We start from the raw sequence: 25,322 nt of genomic DNA, 5'->3' as shown, positions 1-25,322 counted from the left end.
ATCTGTAGGCCGGATAAGGCGTTTCCGCCGCCATCCGGCATTGGCGCCACATGATTGCCGGATGGCGACGCTACCGCATCTTATCCGGCCAACGGGGGCACAACTTCGTACTTATTAGCCGTAGCGGAACTCCACGCCAAACGTCCCGCGCGGGTATTCCCATTTTTCCAGCGCCGTATCAAGGCCGAGGATCCGGCACGTTCCGCACTCCAGGCACCCGGCGTAATCAAAACGAACGCTGCCGTCGTCCTGCTTTTTATACAGTCCCGCCGGACAGGCCTTAATCAGCACCTCCAGCGCCTGTTTATCAGGATCGGTTTTGAGAATGATGTGCGGGCTGTCTTCATCCACATTGAACTTATTGACGCCCAGTTTGACGTCCACATTAACGGGAGATGTCATAATACGGTCACTCCTTTCAGGCCATCTTTCATTAGGTTGATGAAGCCCACTTTCTTCGCATGGCGCAGGATTTTTTTACGCATCGGCACCGGAGCGGAGCCATCCACGGTGAACAGGTCGCGCGCGATATTGACCGCCATTTCGGGATAAGCGGTAAACATGCGGGGATTATCAAGAAAAGCTGGCAGTTTCTGATACATACGCATATCGCGCATCGGACCTTCGTCCAGATGCTGACGGTATTCATCCAGCGACTGCTTGCTAAAATCGTCGCGCTTCATCGCCGAAAGCACCGTCTTCGCCGCCGCTTCGCCTGCGGATATGGCGAGATCCATACCCCGGATGGTAAAGCCGAGGTTCATACACATGCCGGCAGCATCCCCGGCAATCAGTACGCCATCGCCCACCAGTTCAGGCTGCATATTCATTCCCGCCTCGGGTACAACGTGCGCGGCATATTCCACCAGCTTGCCACCGGCGATCAGCGGCGCAACTGCCGGATGCTGTTTGAAATCTTCCAGCATTTGCGGGACCGATTTTTTCGCGTCTTTCAGATGATGAAGTCCACAGACCAGCCCCAGGGAAAGGGTTGTTTCATTCGTATACAGGAAGCCACCGCCCATCAGACCATCGGTTGGCGCCCCGGCAAACAGACAGGCGGCACCTTCGTTGCCCTGTAACTGGAAACGATCTTCAATGACCGACTTCGGCAATTCGATCAGTTCCTTCACGCCGACGGCAACATGCGATGCCTCAACACGCTTTGCCATGCCCAGCTTTTCAGCCAGCAGAGAATTCACCCCATCAGCGAGGATCACGACTTTGGCTTCCAGAATATCGCCATCGGCTTCCACGCCCACGACTTTGCCATCACGCTGAACGACGTTATCGACGCGAATACCGGTGATCAGTTGCGCCCCCGCCTCTTCGGCCTGCTCCATCAGCCAGGCGTCAAATTTACTGCGCAAAACGGAATAAGAAACTTGCGACGATGCGGCGTCCTCGCCGTTGCAATAATCCATCGTCATCGCCCCTTTGTCGGTCATAAAGGCGAGTTTTTCGTGGGTGATCATGCGTTCAATGGGGGCCTGATCCGCAAAGCCGGGAATGATGCGTTCCAGGCTATGCGCATACAGACGCCCACCGGTGACATTCTTCGCGCCAGCAGAATTGCCACGCTCGATAACCAGCACCTGTGCACCTTCGCGAGCAAGCACCAGCGCCGCAACCGAACCGGCCAGACCTGCACCCACGATGATGGCATCAAAGATATCTTCGGACATACGTACTCCTGTCAGCGGCAGGATACCTTCGTATCCTGCCCGAAATGGTTTATCGCGCTAAGGCAGCCGTCAGCGCAGGCAGGATCTTCAGCGCATCGCCAACGATGCCAAAATCCGCATACTGGAAGATTGGCGCGTTTTTATCTTTGTTGATGGCGAAAATCGTCTGCGCGCCGTTGGCGCCGACCATGTGTTGGATCTGCCCGGAGATCCCCACAGCCAGATACAGTTCAGGTTTGAGCATCAGGTTGGAGATACCGACGTAGCGCTCGTGCTCCATCCACTTCTCGTTTTCCGCCACCGGGCGGGAACAGGCCAGCTCGGCGCCAATCGTCTGGCACAGCGCTTCGGCCAGCGAGATATTCTCTTTGCTGCCGATGCCGCGTCCCACGCTGACCACCAGACGCGCTTTGTCGAGGTCAACGCTGTTGCTCTGACGCGCCTGGGTTGCGGTGCGGGTCACGGTAATGGCCGGAGCCTGCCACTGAACGGTATGCATCTCGCCGCTGCGAGAAGCATCCGGTTGTTGTGCGTCAAACGTTCCGCTGCTGAGTGTGATCACGGCAAACGGCGAAGCGATGGTTTCTGCCCCTATCGCCAGACCGCCGTAGACCATATGTTTAACCGCCGCTTTTCCATCCTGCAGGGCGACGTCGCTGGCGTCGTTAGATACCGCAGCCGACAAGCGATAGCCCAGTTTTGCCGCCAACAGCTTGCCCCGACGCGTATTCGGCAGCAGCACCGCGCCGCCCTCGCTATGCTGACGAATAGTCTCAGCCATCGCAGCAGCGTAGTCTTCGATCATGCGGTCTTCTGGTTTGCCGCTGAGCAGCCAGACATGATCCGCGCCCAAATGACATGCTGTCGCGCTGTCTGCTTCGTTCAGTACGAACGCGTTAACTTTTTCACCTACAGCCTGCGCGCCACTCATCAGTTCGGGCAGACGAGAAGGGGTATCGCTGAATACCCAGACACTGGAAAATTTGTTCATAACATCCCCTGATAATTAAATGATTTTGCGCAGATTCTCGACAAACGCGGCGATTTGTTCTTCACCGTCACCTTCAATCACCACACGCTGACGCTCGCGCTGCTTCGGTGCGGCAACCTGTTGTGCGGAATACGCGGGTACGCTGTTCAGCCCGATATCCGCAGGCGACCAGACCTGAACCGGTTTTTTCGCCGCGCCAAGAATGGCTTTCATCGAAGGGATTTGTGGGGTGTTAATGTCGGTGGAAACCGCGATCACCGCCGGGAGCGGGATGCTCAGCGTTTCAACTTCATCTTCCAGTTCGCGTTCTACTGTCAATGTGCTGTCGGTAAGAGAGAGGATTTTACTCACGCCGTTAATCGCCGGAATGTTCAGCGCTTCGCCCACCAGCAAACCAACCTGCTGAGCATAAAGATCGGAAGAACCGTCGCCGCAGATAAGTAGATCGAAACCTGATTTTTGCGCCGCGGCGGCCAGCGCGCTGGCAGTTTGTTGCGGCAGCGCCTGCTCAAATTGATCGTCAATGACCACAATCAGTTCATCAGGGCCACGAGAGAGGACATCTTTGCGCCCTTTTGCATTAGTCAGCGCTTTGCCGCCAACGCTCATGGCGACAACCTGAGCGTCTCCCAACTGCTGTTTTAACTGGCAAGCAGCTTCAATTGCATTCAGATCATATTGGCTGATTTTGCTATCCGCTTTGCTGAAATCGAGTGTTCCGTCAGCATTATTAATCGCAATATCCTGCTCATCAGGTACGCATTTGTAGCAAGTAATTATCTTCATTGCATCTCCAGAAATCATGAAGGAAACGTATTTATATCGGCGGTGTTAAATACAGATATCACGCTCTTTAATTCGGAAATAAAACCTTAATCACCAATATTGAAAATGTCACACATTGATATTCGTAACTTTCAATAGTGTTACGCACCTCACCAATATTGAAAGAAATATGCCAAATATGAAAATTTTCAATATTGTTTGCTGGCTCAACAATATTGAACGTCAGATACTTAAAAAAGTTAAAAAACCACAACCAACTAATTGATAAATAAAGAAAAAATCAAAATTTAGACACAAAATAATCAACGCAAAAAAGTGTGATGAAGATAACAGAATCACCCGAAGTGAATACCCATCATGAGTTACTCATTGAGGCGTCCCAGAGGTTAAAAACTTATCAACAAATCATTAATAATAAATAAACAAACGTTCATGGACTGGCACGCTAAATAAATTTCGTTTTCACACTGGAATTCACTTATGAAAAATGAAAAGAAAAAATCGGGAATTGAACCGAAGGTTTTTTTTCCGCCATTAATAATTGTCGGGATACTTTGCTGGCTAACAGTCAGAGATCTTGATGCCGCTAACGTCGTTATTAATGCGGTATTCAGTTATGTCACCAACGTCTGGGGTTGGGCATTTGAATGGTATATGGTCGTTATGCTCTTCGGCTGGTTCTGGCTGGTTTTTGGCCCCTATGCCAAAAAGAGATTAGGTGACGAAAAACCGGAGTTTAGCACCGCCAGCTGGATTTTCATGATGTTCGCCTCCTGTACATCCGCTGCGGTTCTGTTCTGGGGCTCTATTGAGATCTACTACTATATCTCCACCCCGCCGTTCGGCCTGGAACCAAATTCCACGGGCGCGAAAGAGATAGGCCTGGCGTACAGCCTGTTCCACTGGGGGCCGCTGCCGTGGGCAACCTATAGCTTCCTTTCCGTGGCCTTCGCCTACTTCTTCTTTGTACGCAAGATGGATGTCATCCGCCCCAGCTCCACGCTGGTACCGCTCGTCGGTGAAAAGCATGCGAAAGGGTTGTTCGGTACCATCGTCGATAACTTCTACCTGGTGGCGCTGATCTTCGCGATGGGCACCAGCCTCGGTCTGGCTACCCCGCTGGTCACCGAGTGTATGCAATGGCTGTTCGGTATTCCGCATACGCTGCAACTCGACGCCATCATCATTACCTGCTGGATCATTCTGAACGCGATTTGCGTGGCCTGCGGCCTGCAAAAAGGGGTCAGAATCGCCAGCGATGTGCGTAGCTACCTGAGCTTCCTGATGCTCGGCTGGGTGTTTATCGTCAGCGGCGCCAGCTTCATCATGAACTACTTCACCGACTCCGTCGGGATGCTGTTAATGCACCTGCCACGGATGCTGTTCTATACCGACGCCATCGGTAAAGGCGGCTTCCCACAGGGCTGGACTGTTTTCTACTGGGCGTGGTGGGTTATTTACGCCATCCAGATGAGTATCTTCCTGGCCCGTATTTCCCGTGGTCGTACCGTACGTGAACTGTGCTTCGGGATGGTGATGGGTCTGACCGCGTCTACCTGGATCCTGTGGACAGTGCTGGGCAGCAACACGCTGCTGCTGATGGATAAAAACATCCTCAACATCCCGCAACTGATTGAGCAACACGGCGTGGCGCGCGCCATTATCGAAACCTGGGCCGCCTTGCCGCTCAGCACCGCCACCATGTGGGGCTTCTTCATCCTCTGCTTTATTGCCACCGTCACGCTGATTAACGCCTGCTCTTACACCCTGGCGATGTCGACCTGTCGCGAAGTTCGCGATGGTGAAGAGCCGCCTCTGTTAGTGCGTATCGGCTGGTCAGTGCTGGTCGGCATCATCGGTATCGTTCTGCTGGCGCTGGGTGGGTTGAAACCGATTCAGACCGCGATTATCGCCGGAGGATGTCCGCTGTTCTTCGTCAACATTATGGTGACGCTGTCCTTTATTAAAGACGCCAAAGTGCACTGGAAAGACAAGTAATTCTTATTAACCCAATTGATCAAGAGGCTGAAAGATGGATTTCAACTTAAATGACGAACAGGAGCTGTTTGTCGCCGGTATTCGCGAACTGATGGCCAGTGAGAACTGGGAAGCTTATTTTGCCGAGTGCGATCGTGACAGCGTCTACCCTGAGCGTTTTGTAAAAGCGCTGGCGGATATGGGTATTGATAGCCTGCTGATCCCGGAAGAACACGGCGGTCTGGAAGCGGGTTTTGTTACCGTCGCCGCCGTCTGGATGGAGCTGGGACGTCTTGGCGCGCCAACTTACGTGTTGTACCAATTGCCGGGAGGTTTTAACACTTTCCTGCGTGAAGGAACTCAGGAGCAAATTGATAAAATCATGGCGTTCCGGGGCACCGGTAAGCAGATGTGGAACTCTGCTATCACCGAACCGGGAGCGGGATCGGATGTTGGTAGTCTGAAAACCACTTATACACGCAAAAATGGTAAGGTTTATCTTAATGGCAGTAAGTGCTTTATCACCAGTAGCGCCTATACCCCGTACATCGTGGTCATGGCGAGAGACGGTGCATCGCCGGATAAACCGGTTTACACCGAGTGGTTTGTGGACATGAGCAAAGCGGGTATCAAGGTCAACAAACTGGAGAAACTCGGTCTGCGCATGGATAGCTGCTGTGAAATCACCTTTGACGACGTTGAACTGGACGAGAAAGACATGTTCGGTCGGGAAGGTAACGGCTTCAACCGCGTGAAAGAAGAGTTTGACCATGAACGCTTCCTCGTCGCGCTGACCAACTACGGTACCGCAATGTGCGCTTTTGAAGACGCTGCGCGTTACGCGAATCAGCGCGTGCAGTTTGGTGAAGCTATTGGCCGTTTCCAGCTGATTCAGGAGAAGTTTGCGCATATGGCGATCAAACTGAACTCCATGAAAAATATGCTGCTGGAAGCCGCGTGGAAAGCGGATAACGGCACCATTACCTCCGGCGACGCGGCAATGTGCAAATACTTCTGCGCCAACGCCGCGTTTGAAGTGGTAGACACCGCCATGCAGGTACTGGGAGGTGTTGGTATCGCGGGCAACCACCGCATCACGCGTTTCTGGCGTGACCTGCGCGTTGACCGTGTTTCTGGTGGTTCTGATGAAATGCAGATCCTGACGTTGGGTCGTGCGGTACTTAAGCAATACCGCTAATCGATCCCTTGTAGGCCTGATAAGACGCGGGGCGTCGCCATCAGGCAATCATGCCGGATGGCGCTGTGCTTATCCGGCCTACATACCGCAAAAAATGCCAGGAGAAAAATGATGAATCATTTACCAATGCCAACCTTTGGCCCGCTTGCTGGGGTACGCGTTGTTTTTTCAGGAATCGAAATCGCCGGTCCATTCGCCGGACAGATGTTCGCCGAATGGGGCGCCGAGGTTATCTGGATTGAAAACGTCGCATGGGCCGATACCATCCGCGTACAGCCTAACTACCCGCAGCTCTCACGCCGCAACCTGCACGCCCTGTCGCTGAATATTTTCAAAGATGAAGGTCGGGAAGCGTTTCTGAAACTGATGGAAACTACCGATATTTTCATTGAAGCCAGTAAAGGCCCGGCCTTTGCCCGCCGTGGTATTACTGATGAAGTGCTGTGGGAACATAACCCGAAACTGGTCATTGCCCACCTTTCCGGCTTCGGCCAGTATGGTACCGAGGAGTACACCAATCTTCCGGCGTATAACACCATCGCGCAGGCATTCAGTGGTTATCTGATCCAAAACGGCGACGTTGATCAGCCGATGCCAGCCTTCCCGTATACCGCCGATTACTTCTCCGGGATGACCGCGACGACAGCCGCGCTGGCAGCCCTGCACAAAGTACGCGAAACGGGTAAAGGTGAAAGCATCGATATCGCCATGTACGAAGTGATGCTGCGCATGGGTCAGTATTTCATGATGGACTACTTCAACGGCGGCGAAATCTGTCCACGTATGACGAAAGGGAAAGACCCCTACTACGCCGGTTGCGGCCTGTATAAATGCGCCGATGGTTACATCGTCATGGAGTTGGTCGGCATCACGCAAATCAACGAGTGTTTTAAAGATATTGGCCTGGCCCACATTCTCGGTACGCCGGAAGTTCCGGAAGGCACGCAGCTCATCCATCGCGTGGAATGCCCTTACGGCCCGCTCGTCGAAGAGAAACTGGACGCCTGGCTGGCAACACACACCATCGCCGACGTTCAGGCGCGTTTTGCTGAGCTGAATATCGCCTGTGCGAAGGTGCTCACCATTCCGGAACTGGAAGGTAACCCGCAGTACGTTGCCCGCGAATCGATTACTCAGTGGCAAACAATGGACGGTCGCACCTGTAAAGGGCCGAACATCATGCCGAAATTTAAAAACAACCCGGGGAAAATCTGGCGTGGCATGCCGTCACACGGCATGGATACCGCCGCCATTCTGAAAAACATTGGTTATAGCGAAGCAGATATTAAGGAACTGGTCGGCAAAGGCCTGGCCAAAGTTGAGGATTAAACGCGATGCGCTAATCGGTTTTCCGGTTAGCGCTCACGCCTGATTTCAGTGGATAAAGCAATATGGATATCGTTGGCGGACAAAACTTACGTCAGATGTGGGACGACCTGGCCGGGGTGTACGGAGATAAAACGGCGTTAATTTTCGAATCCTGTGAGGGAATCGTTCGGCAGTTTAGCTATGCTTCGCTCAATGAAGAGATTAACCGCACGGCGAACCTTTTTTATTCCTTAGGGATCCGCAAGGGTGATAGGGTCGCGCTGCATCTGGATAACTGTCCGGAATTCATCTTTTGCTGGTTTGGACTGGCAAAAATCGGCGCCATTATGGTGCCGATTAATGCCCGCTTACTGGGCGAAGAAAGCGCCTGGATCCTGCAAAACAGCCAGGTGAGTCTGCTGGTTACCAGCGCCCAGTTTTATCCTATGTACCGTGAAATACGCCAGGACAATAGCACTCCGCTTAATCATATCTGTCTGATTGGCGAGCAGCTTCCGGCTGACGACGGCGTGAGCCACTTTTCCCAACTACAAGCACGCCAGTCGGCCACGCTGTGCTATACGCCCGCGTTATCCACTGACGATACGGCGGAAATTCTGTTTACCTCCGGTACCACCTCGCGTCCAAAAGGGGTGGTGATTACCCACTATAACCTGCGCTTTGCAGGCTATTACTCTGCATGGCAAATCGCCCTGCGCGATGATGACGTGTACATGACGGTGATGCCCGCTTTTCATATCGACTGCCAGTGTACCGCCGCAATGCCAGCCTTTTCCGCCGGCAGCACCTTTGTGCTCCTGGAGAAGTACAGCGCCAGGGCCTTCTGGGATCAGGTACGTAAATATCAGGCGACGGTGACCGAGTGCATTCCTATGATGATCCGCACGCTGATGGTCCAACCCGCCGCGCCAACGGACAGGCAGCATCATCTGCGCGAAGTGATGTTCTATCTCAATCTATCCGCGCAGGAAAAAGACGCCTTTACCGAACGCTTTGGCGTCAGGCTGCTGACCTCTTATGGTATGACTGAAACCATTGTCGGAATTATTGGCGACCGTCCCGGAGACAAACGACGCTGGCCTTCCATTGGTCGCGTGGGTTTTAGCTATGAAGCTGAAATTCGCGACGATCAAAATCGCCCGCTGCCCGCCGGAGAAATTGGCGAAATCTGTATTAAAGGCATCCCCGGCAAGACTATCTTCAAAGAGTATTACATGCAGCCGGAGGCAACCGCCAGGGCGCTGGAACCAGAGGGCTGGTTACATACCGGTGATTCAGGTTACCAGGATGAGGATGGCTATTTCTATTTTGTCGACAGACGCTGCAACATGATTAAACGCGGCGGGGAAAATGTCTCCTGCGTCGAGCTGGAAAATATTATTTCTGCGCATCCGAAAATTCAGGACATTGTGGTGGTCGGTATTAAAGACGCGATCCGTGATGAGGCCATTAAAGCGTTTATCGTCCTTAATGAAGGTGAAACATTAAGCGAAGCCGAGTTTTTCAGCTTTTGCGAAAACAATATGGCGAAATTCAAGGTTCCCTCTTTTATGGAGATCAGAACCGACCTGCCGCGCAACTGTTCAGGAAAAATAATCAAAAAAAATCTGAAATAAACCTTCCGGCAGGAATCCCTCCCGCCGGGAAACTATTTATCTGGAGATGAACTATGAGTGAGTCATTACATCTGACCCGTAACGGCCCGATCCTGGAAATTACCCTCGACCGACCTAAAGCGAATGCCATTGATGCCAAAACCAGCTTTGCAATGGGTGAAGCTTTTCTTAATTTCCGTGACGATCCGGAATTACGCGTAGCAATCATTACCGGCGGCGGGGAGAAATTCTTTTCTGCTGGCTGGGACTTAAAAGCGGCAGCGGAAGGTGAAGCGCCGGATGCCGATTTTGGTCCCGGCGGCTTTGCCGGTTTAACCGAAATATTTGACCTCGATAAGCCGGTTATCGCCGCGGTGAACGGCTACGCGTTTGGCGGCGGTTTTGAGCTGGCGCTGGCGGCGGACTTTATTGTCTGCGCCGAAAACGCCAGCTTCGCGCTGCCGGAAGCAAAGCTAGGCATCGTGCCTGACAGCGGCGGCGTTTTGCGCCTGCCTAAGCTGTTGCCGCCGGCTATCGTCAACGAAATGGTAATGACCGGCAGACGAATGAGCGCCGAAGAAGCGCTGCGTTGGGGAGTCGTGAACCGCGTTGTCAGCCAGAGCGAACTGATGGATAGCGCGCGCGAACTGGCGCAACAACTGGTCAATAGCGCCCCGCTGGCTATCGCGGCGCTGAAAGAGATTTATCGCGCGACCAGCGAAATGCCGGTAGAAGAAGGCTACCGCTACATCCGCAGCGGCGTACTGAAGCATTATCCGTCGGTGCTGCATTCAGAAGATGCGCTCGAAGGACCGCAGGCATTTGCCGAAAAACGCGATCCGGTGTGGAAAGGTCGTTAATGTGACTATGCCGGATGGCGCTTCGCTTATCCGGCCTACAGCACATGCGCAACCGTAGGCCGGATAAGGTGTTTACACCGCCATCCGGCAAAAAAACCGAGGTACAACTATGAGCTATTACGCCTTTGAAGGACTGATCCCGGTGGTGCATCCGGACGCGTTTGTCCATCCCAGCGCCGTGCTGATTGGCGATGTCATCGTGGGCGCCGGTGTTTATATTGGCCCACTCGCGTCATTGCGTGGGGATTATGGTCGCCTGATCCTGGAGGCAGGCTCTAATCTGCAGGATGGCTGCATTATGCATGGCTACTGCGATACCGATACCATCGTGCATGAAAACGGCCATATCGGCCACGGCGCTATTCTACATGGCTGCGTGGTGGGACGGGATGCCCTGGTCGGCATGAATAGCGTCATTATGGACGGCGCAGTGATTGGCGAAGAGAGCATTGTCGCCGCCATGAGTTTTGTCAAAGCCGGATTTCAGGGTGAGGCAAGGCAACTGCTGGTGGGTTCACCGGCGCGCGTACTACGCCAGGTTACGGACCAGGAGCTGCACTGGAAACGCCTCAATACCAAAGAATATCAGGATCTTGCGATCCGTTGTCGAACGGGGTTATCTGAAACGAAGCCGTTAACGCAGGTCGAAGAAAACCGACCGCGCCTGAAAGGCACGACGGACGTGAAGCCAAAATCAGCACAGTAATTGATGCCGGATGCGCTCACGCTTATCCGGCCTACGCGTCAATTACCGTTTACCCCGCCAACAGGTTAAACAGACAATTAGCGACGCATACTCTTGGAGAGCATCATCTGCCATTTCTGCTCACGGTTTAGCTCTGTGGGGGGAACGGCAGACAGCCGCGGCGCTTTCGCCACGCTCACTTTTCTTTCCTGCAAATTATGATTCAATCGGCGATAGAGTTGAGAGTCGATACTCACGACTTTCACCAGACGCTGGCACTGGCAGCCTCGTCCTGCAATTTGGTTAGGGATCATCTTCACTTCACAAACAATTTCCCCCACTTCTGACAGAATATAGGAGAGCGTATTAATTGCTTTGCAATGTTCAATATCAAATTGACGGGAAATCTCCCTGGCAGTGATCCATCGGTTCTCTGCCATCATCCAGTCAGCAATTAACAAATAAAGCGGTCTTTCAACATATTTTTCACACATAAGCACACCATTTCACAAATTAAAAATCTGGCTACGGCCTGTCCAAACTAATAAAAACTAAGCCATATTAAAATTGTGGATATGCAAGATAGTATGCGACTTAAATATTGATTAGTGTGAGCAATATCGTGCTTATTACATTGAAAATGTGGTTACGGAAACGGACTTCTCCAGGAATGACCTTACGCAAGATAAAAAAAGGGTTTCTTTACAGAAACCCTTTCAACATTATATTACAGGTCCGGTTAGAGCAATATCCGCCGGCCCCTTTGTTTACGACTTTTTGATCTGCGCGTGCATTTCCTGCACCGAGGTTACCTTCTCGGTGGCATCGGCATTGAGCGCCATCGTCGTGGCAAAACCGCCGTTCAGCGTGGTGTCATAATGCACTTTATACTGCAGCGCGCTGCGGCGAATCACCCTGGAGTCTTCAATCGCGCGGCGACCTGCGGTGGTGTTGATAATATAGGTATATTCGCCATTCTTGATACGGTCCTGAATGTGCGGACGACCTTCGTGCACCTTGTTCACCAGACGCGGGTTGATACCGGCTTCGCCCAGCACAATCGCCGTACCGTGGGTGGCATCCAGCTCAAAGCCCTGTTTCAGCAGCTTGGCGGCGAGATCCACCACGCGCTCTTTGTCGCCTTCGCGGACGGAGAGCAGCGCACGGCCCTGTTTCTTCATGGTGGAGTTACTGCCCAGCTGCGCCTTAGCGAACGCTTCCGCGAAGGTACGGCCCACGCCCATCACTTCCCCGGTGGAGCGCATTTCTGGCCCTAACAGCGGGTCAACGCCGGGGAATTTGTTGAACGGCAGCACCACTTCTTTCACCGAGTAGTACGGCGGGATAATTTCTTGGGTCACGCCCTGCTCGGTCAGCGATTTGCCGGCCATCACGCGCGCCGCCACTTTCGCCAGCGGAACGCCGGTGGCTTTGGAGACGAACGGTACGGTACGCGCCGCACGCGGGTTGACTTCAATCAGGTAGACTTCGTTGTCCTTGACCGCAAACTGCACGTTCATCAGGCCGCGCACCTGCAACTCGAAGGCCAGCTTCTGCACCTGCTGGCGCATCACGTCCTGAATTTCCTGGCTCAGCGTGTAGGCCGGCAGGGAACAGGCGGAGTCGCCGGAGTGTACGCCCGCCTGCTCAATGTGCTCCATAATGCCGCCAATCAGCACCATTTCGCCGTCGCAGATAGCGTCCACGTCCACTTCAACCGCGTCATCAAGGAAGCGGTCCAGCAGCACCGGCGCATCGTTAGAGACGCTGACCGCTGTCTGGAAGTAGCGACGCAGATCGGCTTCGTCATAGACAATTTCCATCGCCCGGCCGCCCAGCACGTAAGAAGGACGCACCACCAGCGGGTAGCCGATCTCTTTCGCTTTTTCGACAGCCTGTTCAATGGCGGTGACGGTGGCGTTGGCCGGTTGCTTCAGCTTCAGACGGTCAACCGCATGCTGGAAGCGTTCACGGTCTTCCGCGCGGTCGATGGCGTCCGGGCTGGTGCCGATAACCGGCACGCCTGCCGCTTCCAGCGCGCGCGCCAGCTTCAGCGGGGTCTGGCCGCCGTACTGCACGATAACGCCTTTCGGCTTCTCGATGCGCACGATTTCCAGCACGTCTTCCAGCGTCACCGGCTCGAAGTACAGACGGTCGGAAGTGTCGTAGTCGGTGGAGACGGTTTCCGGGTTACAGTTGACCATGATGGTCTCGTAACCGTCTTCGCGCAGCGCCAGCGAGGCGTGTACGCAGCAGTAGTCAAATTCGATACCCTGGCCGATACGGTTCGGGCCGCCGCCGAGGACCATGATTTTATCGCGGTCAACGGACGGGTTCGCTTCGCACTCATCTTCATAAGTGGAGTACATGTAGGCGGTATCGGTGGCGAATTCCGCCGCGCAGGTATCCACGCGTTTGTAAACCGGGTGCAGGTCATACTGATCACGCAGCTTACGGATTTCCGCCTCGCGTACGCCAGCCAGTTTTGCCAGACGCGCATCGGCAAACCCTTTACGCTTGAGCTGACGCAGGAAGTCGGCGTTGAGGCCAGTAATCCCGACTTCAGCCACTTTCTCTTCCAGACGCACCAGCTCTTCAATTTGTACCAGGAACCAGCGGTCGATGTTGGTCAGGTTAAAGACGCCATCCACAGACAAGCCTGCGCGGAAGGCATCGGCGATATACCAGATACGATCTGCGCCCGCATCTTTCAGCTCGCGGCGGATTTTGGTCAGCGCTTCCGGGTCGTCGAGGCTGACTTTCGGGTCGAAGCCGGTGGCGCCCACTTCCAGGCCGCGCAGCGCTTTTTGCAGGGATTCCTGCTGGGTGCGGCCAATCGCCATCACTTCCCCGACCGATTTCATCTGGGTGGTCAGACGGTCGTTAGCACCGGCGAATTTCTCAAAGTTAAAGCGCGGAATTTTAGTAACCACATAGTCGATGGACGGCTCGAAGGAGGCCGGAGTGCGCCCGCCAGTGATGTCGTTCATCAGTTCGTCAAGGGTGTAACCTACCGCCAGTTTGGCGGCCACTTTGGCAATCGGGAAACCGGTGGCTTTCGACGCCAGCGCCGAGGAGCGGGATACGCGCGGGTTCATTTCGATAACGATCAGACGGCCGTTTTTCGGGTTCACTGCGAACTGGACGTTAGAACCGCCGGTTTCGACGCCGATTTCACGCAGAACCGCCATCGAGGCGTTACGCATGATTTGGTATTCTTTGTCGGTCAGAGTCTGCGCGGGCGCCACGGTGATGGAGTCGCCGGTGTGGATACCCATGGCATCGAAGTTTTCGATAGAGCAGACGATGATGCAGTTGTCGTTTTTATCACGCACCACTTCCATCTCGTACTCTTTCCAGCCGATCAGCGATTCATCAATCAGCAGTTCGTTGGTTGGCGAGAGATCCAGACCGCGTTCGCAGATTTCTTCGAACTCTTCACGGTTGTAAGCGATACCGCCGCCGGTGCCGCCCATGGTAAAGGAAGGACGGATGATGCACGGGAAGCCCACGTCAGCGGCAACCGCCAGCGCTTCTTCCATAGTGTGTGCGATACCGGAACGCGCGGTGTCGAGACCAATTTTCTTCATCGCGATATCGAAGCGACGACGGTCTTCGGCTTTATCAATGGCGTCGGCGGTGGCGCCAATCATGGTGACGCCGAACTCTTCCAGCACGCCCTGCCGCTCCAGCTCCAGCGCGCAGTTCAGCGCGGTCTGGCCGCCCATGGTCGGCAGCACCGCATCCGGACGCTCTTTTTCAATGATTTTGCGCACCACTTCCCAGTGAATCGGCTCGATGTAGGTGGCATCGGCCATTTCCGGGTCGGTCATGATGGTGGCCGGGTTGGAGTTCACCAGAATGACGCGATAGCCCTCTTCGCGCAGGGCTTTACACGCCTGAGCGCCGGAGTAGTCAAACTCACACGCCTGACCGATAACAATCGGGCCCGCGCCCAGAATCAGGATGCTTTTTATATCTGTACGTTTTGGCATGGCTCTTATTACTCCTGATTATTTCGCGGACTGACGGTATTGCTCAATAAGCTCGATAAAGTGGTCGAACAGCGGCGCCGCATCGTGCGGGCCTGGGCTCGCCTCCGGGTGACCCTGGAAGCTGAACGCCGGTTTGTCGGTACGGTGAATGCCCTGCAGGGTGCCGTCGAACAGCGACTTGTGGGTCACGCGCAGGTTGGCGGGCAGCGAGTCTTCATCCACCGCAAAGCCGTGGTTCTGCGCGGTGATCATCACCACGTTTCGGTCCATATCTTTTACCGGATGGTTGCCGCCGTGATGGCCGAACTTCATCTTAACGGTCTTCGCACCGCTCGCCAGCGCCAGTAGCTGATGACCGAGGCAGATGCCAAATAGCGGAATGTCGGTTTCGAGGAATTTCTGGATAGCAGTAATCGCGTAGTCGCACGGAGCCGGGTCGCCAGGGCCGTTTGACAGGAAGATGCCGTCCGGATTCATTTTCAGCACCTCTTCAGCAGAGGTTTGCGCTGGCACCACCGTCAGGCGGCAGCCGCGATCCACCAGCATACGCAGGATGTTGCGCTTCGCGCCGAAATCATAGGCCACCACATGGAACGGCAGGTCATCCTCAGATTTCGCTTCCGGTAAACCGTCTTTCAGCGTCCAGCTACCCTGCGTCCAGCGGTAAGTTTCCGCCGTGGTCACTTCTTTCGCCAGATCCATACCGTTAAGTCCAGGAAATGCTTTCGCTTTTTCCAGCGCCAGCTTCGCATCCGGGCTATCGCCTGCAATGATGCAGCCGTTCTGTGCGCCTTTCTCACGCAGCAGTCGGGTCAGCTTGCGGGTATCGATATCAGCAATCGCCACAATGTTATGCCGTTTGAGGTAAGAAGAGAGGTCTTCGGTGTTACGGAAGTTGCTGGCAATCAACGGCAGATCGCGAATCACTAAACCTTGCGCATGAACCTGAGAAGATTCTTCATCGGCTTCATTGGTGCCGACATTACCAATATGGGGATAAGTAAGAGTGACGATTTGGCGGGAATAGGAAGGATCAGTGAGGATTTCTTGATAACCGGTCATTGAAGTATTGAAAACGACTTCCCCAACCGCCGAACCCGTTGCCCCAATGGCCCGACCGTGAAACTGGGTTCCGTCTTCCAGAACCAATAGCGCTGACTTAATCAAAACACCCTCCAGAGAATATTCACTCACTTTATTTGCATATTAATTCATTCAGTCAGTATGAAGCAATGCAAATTTGCTTACCCGTGGATTTCTGGCAAACGGCGGCATTCTGAAGTTAAGCCGGATAAAAGTCAACTTAAAGAGGGTATTTTTTATGTTATTTTGCACATTATAAGGAAATTATTCTGTTTAAGAGGCAAAAAGATCAACTAAGTGACGATAGAAAACGCTTGCGCTTCCTTGAGTTCGCAAAAAATTGGCTGGCATGATAAAAAGTGGACCAAATGGTCAAATTTCACATTAAAACAACAAAAAACAACGATAAAAATTCATTTAATAACCATTAATGCCATTAAATGCATAAAAATTCAAAATAAAGCAAATTAATAACAAAAATAATTTAAAAATCAAGTGGTTATGAAAATAAAAAACAAATCAAACACATCAAAAAATCGACAAAAAACAGCAAATTAAGACAATGTAATAAGAATTACAATCGCGATATAAAGATCCAACTTCTTTTTCTTTAAGACTAGCGCATAAGATTGGAACACAACCAGCCTCACTACAGCATAAAAAAGCTAACCTATTGAAGTAAAAGAGATAAAACGCCCCCGAGGAACAGCACTACCCCCGATGGATATCAGTCTTATCAGTCTGGTCGAGGTGCCTTTTGCATACGGTAAGCCGCTGCGGCTGAACATGTCGTGGGCGAAGAAACTGTCGAAACATGAATGGCGAAAGGCGTTACTTATCTGACCGAATAACCGGGGGGCAAAAAAAACAAAAGGGCAATAATATATTGCCCTTTGTAATCAATTAATCTTGATTACCACAACCACATCACGAAGGTATTTAGTCGCTATAATACATCCAGCCCCAGCACATTCCGCATGTCAAATAGCCCATTTTTCTTCGTTTTTAGCCATAACGCCGATCGCAACGCGCCATTTGCAAACGTCATGCGGCTGGAAGCTTTATGCGTAATCTCTACGCGCTCGCCAATATCGGCAAACATCGCGGTATGTTCGCCGACGATGTCGCCCGCCCGAACGGTTGCAAAGCCAATCGTTCCCGGTACGCGCTCGCCGGTATAACCTTCACGCGAGTAGACCGCGCAGTCCTTCAGATCTTTATCCAGCGCCCCGGCGATTGCCTCGCCCATTGCCAGCGCCGTACCCGACGGTGCATCCACTTTATGGCGGTGGTGCGCTTCAATAATTTCAATATCGCTATAGTCGCCCATTACCTTCGCGGCTTTCTCCAGCAGCTTGAGCATGACGTTAACGCCGACGCTAAAGTTTGCGGCGAAAACGATCGCAATCTCTTGTGACGCCTCGCGAATGGCTTGTTTACCGGCGTCGTCAAAGCCGGTAGTACCAATCACCATCCCTTTACCATGCTGGCGGCAAAACGCCAGATGCGTCAACGTGCCTTCCGGACGGGTAAAATCGATGAAAACGTCAAAATCATCCTTTACCGCCTCAAGGCTGCTTTGAACGATCACGCCGGACTTTCCCGCCCCTGCCAGTTCGCCAGCATCGCTGCCCAGCAAGGAAGAGCCTTCGCGCTCCAGCGCGGCACCCAGCTGAACACCTTCCATCGCCATGGCGGCCTGGATTAACTGCCGTCCCATGCGGCCACCGGCGCCGGCAATGGCGACGCGGATTTGTGCTTCATGCATAGCTATTCTCTTTTGTAAAAATTGCGTAAACCGTTTTCAGAGTAACCAGCGCGCCCGGAGGCCGCCATCTAAAATCGCCGATAATTAGAAATTAATGATAAACAGGGAGCGATATAAGTAAAAGACATGATTCATCCCGCAGGATGAATCATTGCTGGAGAGAATGAAAGAAGAGAAACTTACTCAGGATAGAGGGAACCGGCAGGAAAATGACTTAAAAACCAGGTCACTGCCAGTAAATCCGCGCTACCGCCAGGGCTTAAGTTACGCAGGATGAGTTCATCATCGAGGGACTGCATCGCTTCAATGCCCCCCTCAACCAATACGCCCCCTTGCCACAACAATTTTTGTGCCTGCTGCTGCACGTAGTAAAGCCCTTCCAGGCCTCCCCGTGACACCAGATTGGTATCATCATTCCACGCCATCAGATGCAACAATGTTTGCAGTAGGGCAAGATGGGTATCGTCATGCTCCTGCACGACCCGGTTAAACACCGGCAAAGCCTGCGTTCTGACGGTTCGAAAACCGCTTTCCGCTTCTCCCCGCGCGCCCGACAGGCCATAACACTGGAAATGGGTTTCACTCTTTGTCAGTTTTCCCGCTTTTTTTGCTGAGAGCTCGTGGGCAACAATATTCCGACTCAGGCGGGCAACCTGGTCGCAGATACGATTTTGCTCCAACGGTTCTCCCCGCGCGAGAAGTCGGCCAATCGCTGCGCTCAGCAGGCCAAAAGCGAAAATCGCCCCGCGATGGGTATTCACACCATTGGTCGCCTGTAGCATATCGTTCTCACAGGCCATCCCCAGCGGACGCAGCATCACCAGGACATTTTCTGCCGCCAGCGCCGCCGTGTTGTTGCCCATGATAAAAAACTTTTCCATCCATGGAGCAATGGCGGTAGTGCTACGTTCAAATGCCGCCAGATCCATATCCCTATGCGCTCCCGAATTACGAATATCGACCAGACCGGGTTTTGGTGTCAGCCTGGCTTCCGTCAGCAGCGCTCTTGCAACCAACCCATTAAGTTCGCCAGCCGCCAGCGATGAGTACGCTGGCGTACGCCGTTCAGTCACAACGCTCACGTTCATAGCATTCAATCCTTCGTGCAATTTCATCCAACAAAAGGTCAAGGGTGTGATGCTTGCCCCGGGCACAGAGATGAGCATCCTGCTGGCATATCAAACATGGCCGGGCAGGATGCCCGAGTTCACGGCGTGATAGCGACTTACCGTCGCTATCAATAATGTCGATGTCCCAAAGCCGCCCTAACGGATGGCTCATCTCTAGTGTCGACATGTGCTGTTTCAACGCCATTGCCGGCGCACAGACCGCTGCCATCCATTCCGGGCCGCTGCGTTCATTTACCTGCATTTCCCAGACGTTGACCCACTCCTTCTGTTCGCAAAGCGCCAGTATTTCGGCAATTGCGTAATCGGCGACACGCCGCCAGACCGCTGAGTTTTTAACGGCGCCCGGTGCAACCAGCGTGAGGGAAATCAAAGGTAGCCGATAGCAGTTCAACGCCTGACGCTGCCTGGCGGCACGTTTATCGCGCGCTTGTAGCATCTCCTCCAGCGTAACTGCCTGGCCCTGGTACAGCAGGTCTGTGCCCTTCATCAGCCTTTAACCTGGCGAATCACGTCAATCACTGAACCGTCGCGATAACGCACCACAGCCACCACCCGATCGGTAAACTCAATCGGCTGCGGTTTGCCCGTCAGTTGCTCAGCGCGCTGTTGCAGTTGTTCGATGGTCATCAGCGCCACACCCGCAGCACGCAGGTTATCAAGCAGATCCTGACGCGCAGGGTTCACCGCAATACCATGGTCGGTAACCAGCACATCAACACTTGCCCCAGGCGTGACGGTAGTCAGCACTTTTTCCACCACGCATGGGATTCGGCCACGGACCAGCGGTGCGGTAATAATGGTGAGATCGGCCCCTGCTGCCGTATCGCTATGGCCGCCCGATGCGCCACGCAGTACGCCGTTTGAACCGGTCATCACGTTAACGTTGAAATTCACGTCAATTTCCAGCGCGCTCAGCATCACCACATTCAGGCGTTCGCATGCCGCGCCTTTAGAACCGGGGTTAGCGTATTGATTGGTCGAAATTTCAATATGATGTGGATTCTGCGCCAGCGAACGGGCGGCATCGCCATCGAATGATTGCGTATCCAGCAGCGCTTTGATCAACCCTTTCTCATGCAGATCCACCATGGTGCCGGTGATCCCGCCCAGGCCAAAACTCGCCGTAATGTTGTGGCGACGCATTTTGTCTTCCAGGAAACGGGTGACCGCCAGAGAAGCGCCACCGGTGCCGGTTTGCAGCGAAAAACCGTCACAAAAATAACCGGAGTGTTCGATCACATTGGCCGCCTGCCGGGCGATCAACAGTTCACGCGGGTTACTGGACAGGCGAATCGCGCCCGCGGTGATCTTTTCCGGATCCCCTACTTCATCCACCTGTACGATCAAATCAACCTGATCCTGCGCGATACTGGCCGGATAATTGGGGAATTCGACCCACTCTTCGGTCAGGAGCACCACACATTTAGCGTACTGCGCATCAACCTGCGCATACCCCAAAGAGCCGCAGCGTGACTTGCCGCTAAAGCCGTTAGCATTACCAAATTCATCGCAGCACGGCACGCCGAGGAAAGCGACATCAATATTCAGCTCACCGCTCTGAATCAGCTTTACGCGGCCGCCGTGAGAGTGGATCTGTACCGGGTTTTCCATCAGGCCAGCGGAGATCTCTTCCCCTAACTTGCCGCGCAGCCCGGAGGTGTAAATCTGCCGCACCACGCCATTTTTAATGTGCTCGATAAGCGGCCAGTGGGCATCAATTAATGAGCTGGAGGCAAGCGTCAGATCGCGGAATCCCATTTCCGCCAGCTTCGCCATCACCATATTGACAACTTTGTCGCCACCACGAAACGCATGGTGGAAGGATATCGTCATGCCATTTTTAAGCCCGGAACGACGGATAGCCTCTTCAAGCGAGTCACAAATTTTACGCCGACGCTTTTCCGTTTCACTGGCAAGCCACGGGCTGTTCGCTGTTACCCCCTGGTAGGGCTGTAATCCTTCCGGTACGACATATTGCTGGTTGAGCATGGTTACAGTCTCTTTCATGGTTCCTTCCTTAATCACGAATACCGGAAGCCGACAGCGCCACCACTTTACGCGCGTGGTCGATAATCGGGCCGTCAATCATTTTGCCGTTGAGTGAAACGACGCCCAGACCGCGAGACTCAGCCTCTTCAGCGGCGGCAATCACCTCATACGCATGCTCAACTTCTTTACGTGTCGGAGAATAAGCCTGATGTAACAGCTCAATCTGACGTGGGTTCACTAAGGACTTACCGTTAAAACCAAGCCCTTTCGCCAACTGCACTTCCTTCAGGAAGCCTTCTTCATTATTGATATCCGACCAAACGACATCATAGGCGGCAATACCCGCAACGCGCGCCGCATGCAGCACTGCGCAGCGGGCGTAGAACAGCTCGGTGCCATCGCCCCGGCAGGTGCCCATATCCATCACGTAATCAAATGCCGCCAGCGCAATCGCCACCATGCGCGGGCTGGAGGTGGCGATGTCGACGGCATTGACCACGCCTTTCGCTGATTCGATCGCCGCCATCAGCCCGGTACTGCCGACTTCACGTCCACATTCACGCTCGATCCGTTCGACCTGCGCTTCCAACTCCAGCACATCGTTTTTGCTGTCGGTTTTCGGTAGACGCACAATATCCGCGCCACCACGCACGACGGCCTCAAGATCGGCCAGACCGAACGGCGTGTTCAGTGGATTAATGCGCACCACTTTTTCAACATCCTGATAGAACGGATGTTGAAGCGCGTGATGGACTAAAAGACGGGCGGTATCTTTCTCACGTAACGCTACGGCGTCTTCTAAGTCGAACATCACCGCGTCCGCACCATAGACAAACGAGGTGCTCAACATGGCCGCATTTGCGCCGGGGATAAACAACATACTGCGACGTGGTCTCATAACGCACTCCATTGAATTTCCGTTTGTTCTGCAGCGCGCAGCGCCGCCGCCTGCACTCGGGCGCGTAAAATGCACTCCAGCGCGCCTTTGTCATCGACGCTAACCAGCGCGCGTTCAACGCCCAGCTTCGCCAGCGTTTCCCGAACCACCTGCTCAATCGCCGCGCCAAACTGCTGCTTCACCAGACTCTCTAGCTCCAGCCGAATTCCTGGCTCGCTGGATGGACCAATCCTGATCATCACATCGCTGGATTCCAGCGTGCCTGCCAGGGCATCTTTAATGATTTTCATTAGTTATGTTCCTTGTTAACGGTGTTACGTCATATGGTTTCAGTGTGTCTGGCGGCATGCCGCTGCAGATATGCCAGGGTGCCAGCAGGCACCAGCGCGCTTATTGCCGGCCAATTACGTTCGCTATACAGTTTTCTGACGCGAGAGGCGGAAATAGCCGTGCCGTTTTTCTCCACCCGCGCCAGCTCGACGACCTCAATAACCGGGCCGCTGCGCTTCGGATCGTGTAAAATGTCGTGCATCCGCTGGTTATAGGCACAGGTCAGAGGACAAAACGGCTCACTGCCGACAAAACGATGGGTAATCCCCAGCGCTGGAGCCAGATGTTCACGGAAGAGTTGCAGATCGATCTGGCAATGGCAGTCGTCCACAACCCCTTTTTCTTTGAGGAAATAGCCGGGAAACGTCGCACGCGAGATCATATAAGCGGAGCCGGAATGCAACGTGACGTTGTCAATGCCCGCGATTCCTTGTTCGATCAGCGCCCAACGGTCGGTATAGGAAAAAAATGAAGCATCTTCTTTGACTACAAACAGATGCAACCAGTCACAGGCCGCAGCCGCTTGCTCCACCAGATAACGGTGGCCCAATGTAAACGGATTGGCGTTCATGACGATGGCGCCGATCGTTTTTCCCGGTTGACGATAAAGCGCCAGTTGGCGACAAAAGCGCGCTAACCGTTCACTGCTGTTCTCCATTAACACCGCCAGCTCACCTGCCTGCGCAATGGGCCAAAACCCCGCGCCAGAAAACAGCAACCGATTTTGCGGCTTAGTGAACAGGAAAAGCTCGCTGCGGTTTAACTCGTAGGCCAATGTAAGCAGCTCAGTCAGCAGTTTGAGGCTGAGCCCTTCCCCTTGTAAAACCGGGGAAACAGCGATGCATTTCAGTACGTTCCCGGCCAGAGAACCGCACCCGACTATCTCACCCTGCCAATATGCGCATACCGCGATTTCACAATCGTCTTCCAGGGAGAGTCCCACGCCCTCCAGAAACATGGCGACCGACTCGCGACGCAATACATCCTTTTGCAAATAAATGCGTTTAAATATTAGATTCACTCTATTCTGCATCCGTCAGCAAATAACGCCGCATATTTCGCCAGTGTTTATATTATTCGTCTGGAATAGACATCACACTTTCCCCCTTGCTTTTATAAGCTTTATGGTTTTTATTTCCTTAATTAACCAGAGTTAATAAAAATAATTAAATTAATTAAAAACACAACCATTCAGTGAAGATAGTCACATCTCACGGTTCATTGAATTTATTAGTATGCGCGGGTCTTGTTACCCATCAATACACAGGAAAATGTTTATGACCAACATGACCCAGGCTTCGGCGACGGAGAAAAAGGGGGCCAGCGATTTACTCAGATTCAAAATCTTTGGTATGCCGCTACCGCTTTATGCCTTTGCATTAATTACTTTATTACTGTCTCATTTCTATAACGCTATACCGACTGACTTAGTCGGTGGTTTTGCTCTTATGTTTGTTATGGGGGCCATTTTTGGTGAAATCGGCAAACGTTTACCGATCTTCAATAAATATATTGGCGGCGCACCGGTTATGATATTTCTGGTTGCAGCTTATTTTGTCTATGCTGGCATATTTACGCAGAAAGAAATTGATGCGATCAGCAACGTAATGGATAAAAGCAACTTCCTTAACCTGTTTATCGCAGTGTTGATCACAGGCGCGATCCTGTCGGTAAACCGTAAGCTGCTATTAAAATCACTGCTGGGCTATATCCCAACCATCCTCGCCGGGATTGTCGGCGCGTCCCTTTTCGGTATCGTCATTGGTCTGTGCTTCGGTATCCCGGTCGACCGTATCATGATGCTGTACGTTCTGCCGATTATGGGCGGTGGTAACGGCGCGGGCGCCGTGCCTCTGTCTGAAATTTATCACTCGGTTACCGGACGTTCTCGCGAAGAGTATTACTCAACGGCTATTGCTATTCTGACCATTGCGAATATCTTCGCCATTATTTTCGCCGCCCTCCTCGATATGATAGGCAAAAAATACACCTGGCTTAGCGGTGAAGGCGAGTTGGTTCGTAAGGCTTCCTTCAAAACCGAAGATGATGAAAAGGCCGGTCAGATTACCCATCGTGAAACGGCGGTTGGCATGGTGCTATCCACCACCTGCTTCCTGCTGGCCTATGTTGTTGCCAAGAAAATTCTGCCAAGCATCGGCGGCGTCTCTATTCACTACTTCGCCTGGATGGTTCTGATTGTTGCTGCGCTGAACGCATCAGGTCTTTGCTCACCGGAGATTAAAGCCGGGGCGAAACGTCTTTCTGACTTCTTCTCTAAACAACTGCTGTGGGTGCTGATGGTCGGTGTGGGCGTTTGCTACACCGATCTGCAAGAGATCATCGATGCCCTGACGTTCGCGAACGTCGTTATCGCCGCGATCATTGTGGTCGGCGCAGTCGTCGGCGCAGCTATCGGGGGCTGGTTGATTGGCTTCTACCCGATTGAATCATCCATTACTGCGGGTCTTTGTATGGCCAACCGCGGCGGCTCCGGCGATCTGGAAGTGCTCTCCGCCTGTAACCGTATGAACCTCATTTCATATGCACAAATTTCCTCTCGTCTGGGCGGCGGTATTGTGCTGGTTATCGCTAGCATCGTGTTCAGCATGATGGTGTAAAAAAACGCACGGCGGTGTCTTGGCAGCAAACGACCTGGAGAAAAGTAGAGGCCAAAGCCAGAGGTGGCCAAGGGAAATCCACTCTACTCCTTAGCCGGATTCACCAGGAAGGTTGTCGTCAAGGCCACCGTCGTGCCTCTCATTATGGAAAATGATTCATGAATGAAGCTGTACTACTGGGTGAAGGTTTCACCCTGATGTTTTTAGGGATGGGGTTCGTACTGAGCTTTCTGTTCCTGCTCATCTTTGCCATCCGCGGCATGTCCGCCGTGATTACTCGCTTCTTCCCGGAACCCGTCGCCGCGCCCGCACCGCGCGCCGTTCCCGCCGTGGACGACTTCACCCGCTTAAAGCCGGTGATTGCCGCCGCCATTCACCATCACCGCCTTAACGCTTAATTCCCGG

General features: G+C 53.2%; 23 protein-coding genes. 9 read left to right on the top strand and 14 right to left on the bottom strand.

Going from position 1 to position 25,322, the window contains the following annotated elements; all coding sequences use genetic code 11:
- Positions 1-114: 114 nt before the first annotated feature.
- The 4 genes from fixX to ACLJTG_RS15720 are packed head-to-tail and all read right to left on the bottom strand — an operon-like array spanning position 115 to position 3,462.
- The gene (gene fixX / locus ACLJTG_RS15735) at positions 115-402 is read right to left on the bottom strand and encodes a ferredoxin-like protein FixX (RefSeq protein ID WP_000203736.1); all 288 of its coding nucleotides are present in this window, start codon (positions 400-402) and stop codon (positions 115-117) included.
- Positions 399-1,685 carry an FAD-dependent oxidoreductase gene (locus tag ACLJTG_RS15730; protein WP_023228077.1) on the bottom strand — a complete coding sequence of 429 codons (1,287 nt, stop codon included), beginning with the start codon at positions 1,683-1,685 and terminating at the stop codon, positions 399-401. Before ACLJTG_RS15730 ends, fixX begins: the two co-directional genes overlap by 4 nt.
- A 49-nt stretch (positions 1,686-1,734) precedes the next feature.
- Entirely contained in the window at positions 1,735-2,676 is a 942-nt protein-coding gene (locus ACLJTG_RS15725) for an electron transfer flavoprotein subunit alpha/FixB family protein (protein ID WP_001032187.1), read from the bottom strand.
- A gap of 15 nt (positions 2,677-2,691) precedes the next feature.
- Entirely contained in the window at positions 2,692-3,462 is a 771-nt protein-coding gene (locus tag ACLJTG_RS15720; RefSeq protein WP_000692195.1) for an electron transfer flavoprotein FixA, read from the bottom strand.
- 480 nt (positions 3,463-3,942) lie between these two features.
- Here ACLJTG_RS15720 and caiT point away from each other — a divergent pair, with 480 nt between their 5' ends.
- The 6 genes from caiT (at position 3,943) to caiE (ending at position 11,127) form a co-directional block, all read left to right on the top strand.
- Entirely contained in the window at positions 3,943-5,460 is a 1,518-nt protein-coding gene (gene caiT / locus ACLJTG_RS15715; RefSeq protein ID WP_000787073.1) for an L-carnitine/gamma-butyrobetaine antiporter, read from the top strand.
- Between the two features lie 34 nt (positions 5,461-5,494).
- Positions 5,495-6,637: a crotonobetainyl-CoA dehydrogenase gene (gene caiA, locus ACLJTG_RS15710; protein ID WP_000347134.1), complete on the top strand. Its 1,143-nt coding sequence runs from the start codon at positions 5,495-5,497 to the stop codon at positions 6,635-6,637.
- 111 nt (positions 6,638-6,748) lie between these two features.
- The gene (caiB, locus tag ACLJTG_RS15705; protein ID WP_001016212.1) at positions 6,749-7,966 is read left to right on the top strand and encodes an L-carnitine CoA-transferase; all 1,218 of its coding nucleotides are present in this window, start codon (positions 6,749-6,751) and stop codon (positions 7,964-7,966) included.
- Between the two features lie 62 nt (positions 7,967-8,028).
- Positions 8,029-9,582, top strand: a complete 1,554-nt coding sequence (gene caiC, locus ACLJTG_RS15700) for a crotonobetaine/carnitine-CoA ligase (protein WP_000355800.1) — start codon at positions 8,029-8,031, stop codon at positions 9,580-9,582.
- Positions 9,583-9,635: 53 nt separating this feature from the next.
- Positions 9,636-10,421, top strand: a complete 786-nt coding sequence (gene caiD / locus ACLJTG_RS15695; RefSeq protein ID WP_000004383.1) for a crotonobetainyl-CoA hydratase — start codon at positions 9,636-9,638, stop codon at positions 10,419-10,421.
- 109 nt (positions 10,422-10,530) lie between these two features.
- On the top strand, positions 10,531-11,127 hold the full coding sequence (caiE, locus tag ACLJTG_RS15690) for a carnitine operon protein CaiE (RefSeq protein WP_000122863.1): 597 nt from the start codon (positions 10,531-10,533) through the stop codon (positions 11,125-11,127).
- 77 nt (positions 11,128-11,204) lie between these two features.
- Here caiE and caiF read toward each other — a convergent pair whose 3' ends face one another.
- The 3 genes from caiF to carA all read right to left on the bottom strand — a co-directional run bounded on the left by caiF (position 11,205) and on the right by carA (position 16,268).
- Complete coding sequence (gene caiF / locus ACLJTG_RS15685; RefSeq protein ID WP_000333324.1) at positions 11,205-11,600, bottom strand: carnitine metabolism transcriptional regulator CaiF; 396 nt, start codon at positions 11,598-11,600, stop codon at positions 11,205-11,207.
- 273 nt (positions 11,601-11,873) lie between these two features.
- Positions 11,874-15,101 carry a carbamoyl-phosphate synthase large subunit gene (gene carB / locus ACLJTG_RS15680; protein WP_001126310.1) on the bottom strand — a complete coding sequence of 1,076 codons (3,228 nt, stop codon included), beginning with the start codon at positions 15,099-15,101 and terminating at the stop codon, positions 11,874-11,876.
- 18 nt (positions 15,102-15,119) lie between these two features.
- Positions 15,120-16,268, bottom strand: a complete 1,149-nt coding sequence (gene carA / locus ACLJTG_RS15675) for a glutamine-hydrolyzing carbamoyl-phosphate synthase small subunit (protein WP_000597280.1) — start codon at positions 16,266-16,268, stop codon at positions 15,120-15,122.
- Positions 16,269-16,904: 636 nt separating this feature from the next.
- On the opposite strand from carA, the gene ACLJTG_RS15670 reads away from it, so the two are divergent.
- Entirely contained in the window at positions 16,905-17,027 is a 123-nt protein-coding gene (locus tag ACLJTG_RS15670) for a hypothetical protein (RefSeq protein ID WP_000355310.1), read from the top strand.
- A gap of 103 nt (positions 17,028-17,130) precedes the next feature.
- Here the strand turns inward: ACLJTG_RS15670 and dapB are convergent, their stop codons facing one another.
- The 7 genes from dapB to citC form a co-directional block, all read right to left on the bottom strand.
- Positions 17,131-17,952 (bottom strand): 4-hydroxy-tetrahydrodipicolinate reductase, encoded by an 822-nt coding sequence (gene dapB, locus ACLJTG_RS15665; RefSeq protein ID WP_079951382.1) that lies wholly within the window; start codon positions 17,950-17,952, stop codon positions 17,131-17,133.
- A 179-nt stretch (positions 17,953-18,131) separates the two neighbouring features.
- On the bottom strand, positions 18,132-19,040 hold the full coding sequence (gene citG / locus ACLJTG_RS15660; RefSeq protein ID WP_001103238.1) for a triphosphoribosyl-dephospho-CoA synthase CitG: 909 nt from the start codon (positions 19,038-19,040) through the stop codon (positions 18,132-18,134).
- Positions 19,018-19,569, bottom strand: coding sequence for a citrate lyase holo-[acyl-carrier protein] synthase (gene citX, locus ACLJTG_RS15655; protein WP_000679050.1), 552 nt, complete (start codon positions 19,567-19,569; stop codon positions 19,018-19,020). The genes citG and citX overlap by 23 nt, the downstream gene beginning before the upstream one ends.
- On the bottom strand, positions 19,569-21,089 hold the full coding sequence (gene citF, locus ACLJTG_RS15650) for a citrate lyase subunit alpha (RefSeq protein WP_000665575.1): 1,521 nt from the start codon (positions 21,087-21,089) through the stop codon (positions 19,569-19,571). Before citF ends, citX begins: the two co-directional genes overlap by 1 nt.
- 10 nt (positions 21,090-21,099) lie before the next feature.
- Entirely contained in the window at positions 21,100-21,969 is an 870-nt protein-coding gene (gene citE / locus ACLJTG_RS15645) for a citrate (pro-3S)-lyase subunit beta (protein WP_198898303.1), read from the bottom strand.
- The gene (gene citD, locus ACLJTG_RS15640; RefSeq protein WP_000691461.1) at positions 21,966-22,259 is read right to left on the bottom strand and encodes a citrate lyase acyl carrier protein; all 294 of its coding nucleotides are present in this window, start codon (positions 22,257-22,259) and stop codon (positions 21,966-21,968) included. Before citD ends, citE begins: the two co-directional genes overlap by 4 nt.
- Before the next feature lie 29 nt (positions 22,260-22,288).
- A complete protein-coding gene (gene citC / locus ACLJTG_RS15635) occupies positions 22,289-23,332 on the bottom strand; it encodes a [citrate (pro-3S)-lyase] ligase (RefSeq protein WP_072102744.1) in 1,044 nt (347 codons plus the stop codon).
- A gap of 244 nt (positions 23,333-23,576) precedes the next feature.
- On the opposite strand from citC, the gene citS reads away from it, so the two are divergent.
- Positions 23,577-24,917 carry a citrate/sodium symporter CitS gene (gene citS / locus ACLJTG_RS15630; protein WP_000183602.1) on the top strand — a complete coding sequence of 447 codons (1,341 nt, stop codon included), beginning with the start codon at positions 23,577-23,579 and terminating at the stop codon, positions 24,915-24,917.
- Positions 24,918-25,075: 158 nt separating this feature from the next.
- Positions 25,076-25,315: an oxaloacetate decarboxylase subunit gamma gene (locus ACLJTG_RS15625; RefSeq protein ID WP_001001151.1), complete on the top strand. Its 240-nt coding sequence runs from the start codon at positions 25,076-25,078 to the stop codon at positions 25,313-25,315.
- The last annotated feature ends 7 nt before the right edge of the window (positions 25,316-25,322 follow it).

The organism is Salmonella sp. SAL00672 (assembly GCF_046552175.1).
GTDB lineage: Bacteria > Pseudomonadota > Gammaproteobacteria > Enterobacterales > Enterobacteriaceae > Salmonella > Salmonella enterica.
This window is presented reverse-complemented; position numbering and strand designations above follow the sequence as displayed.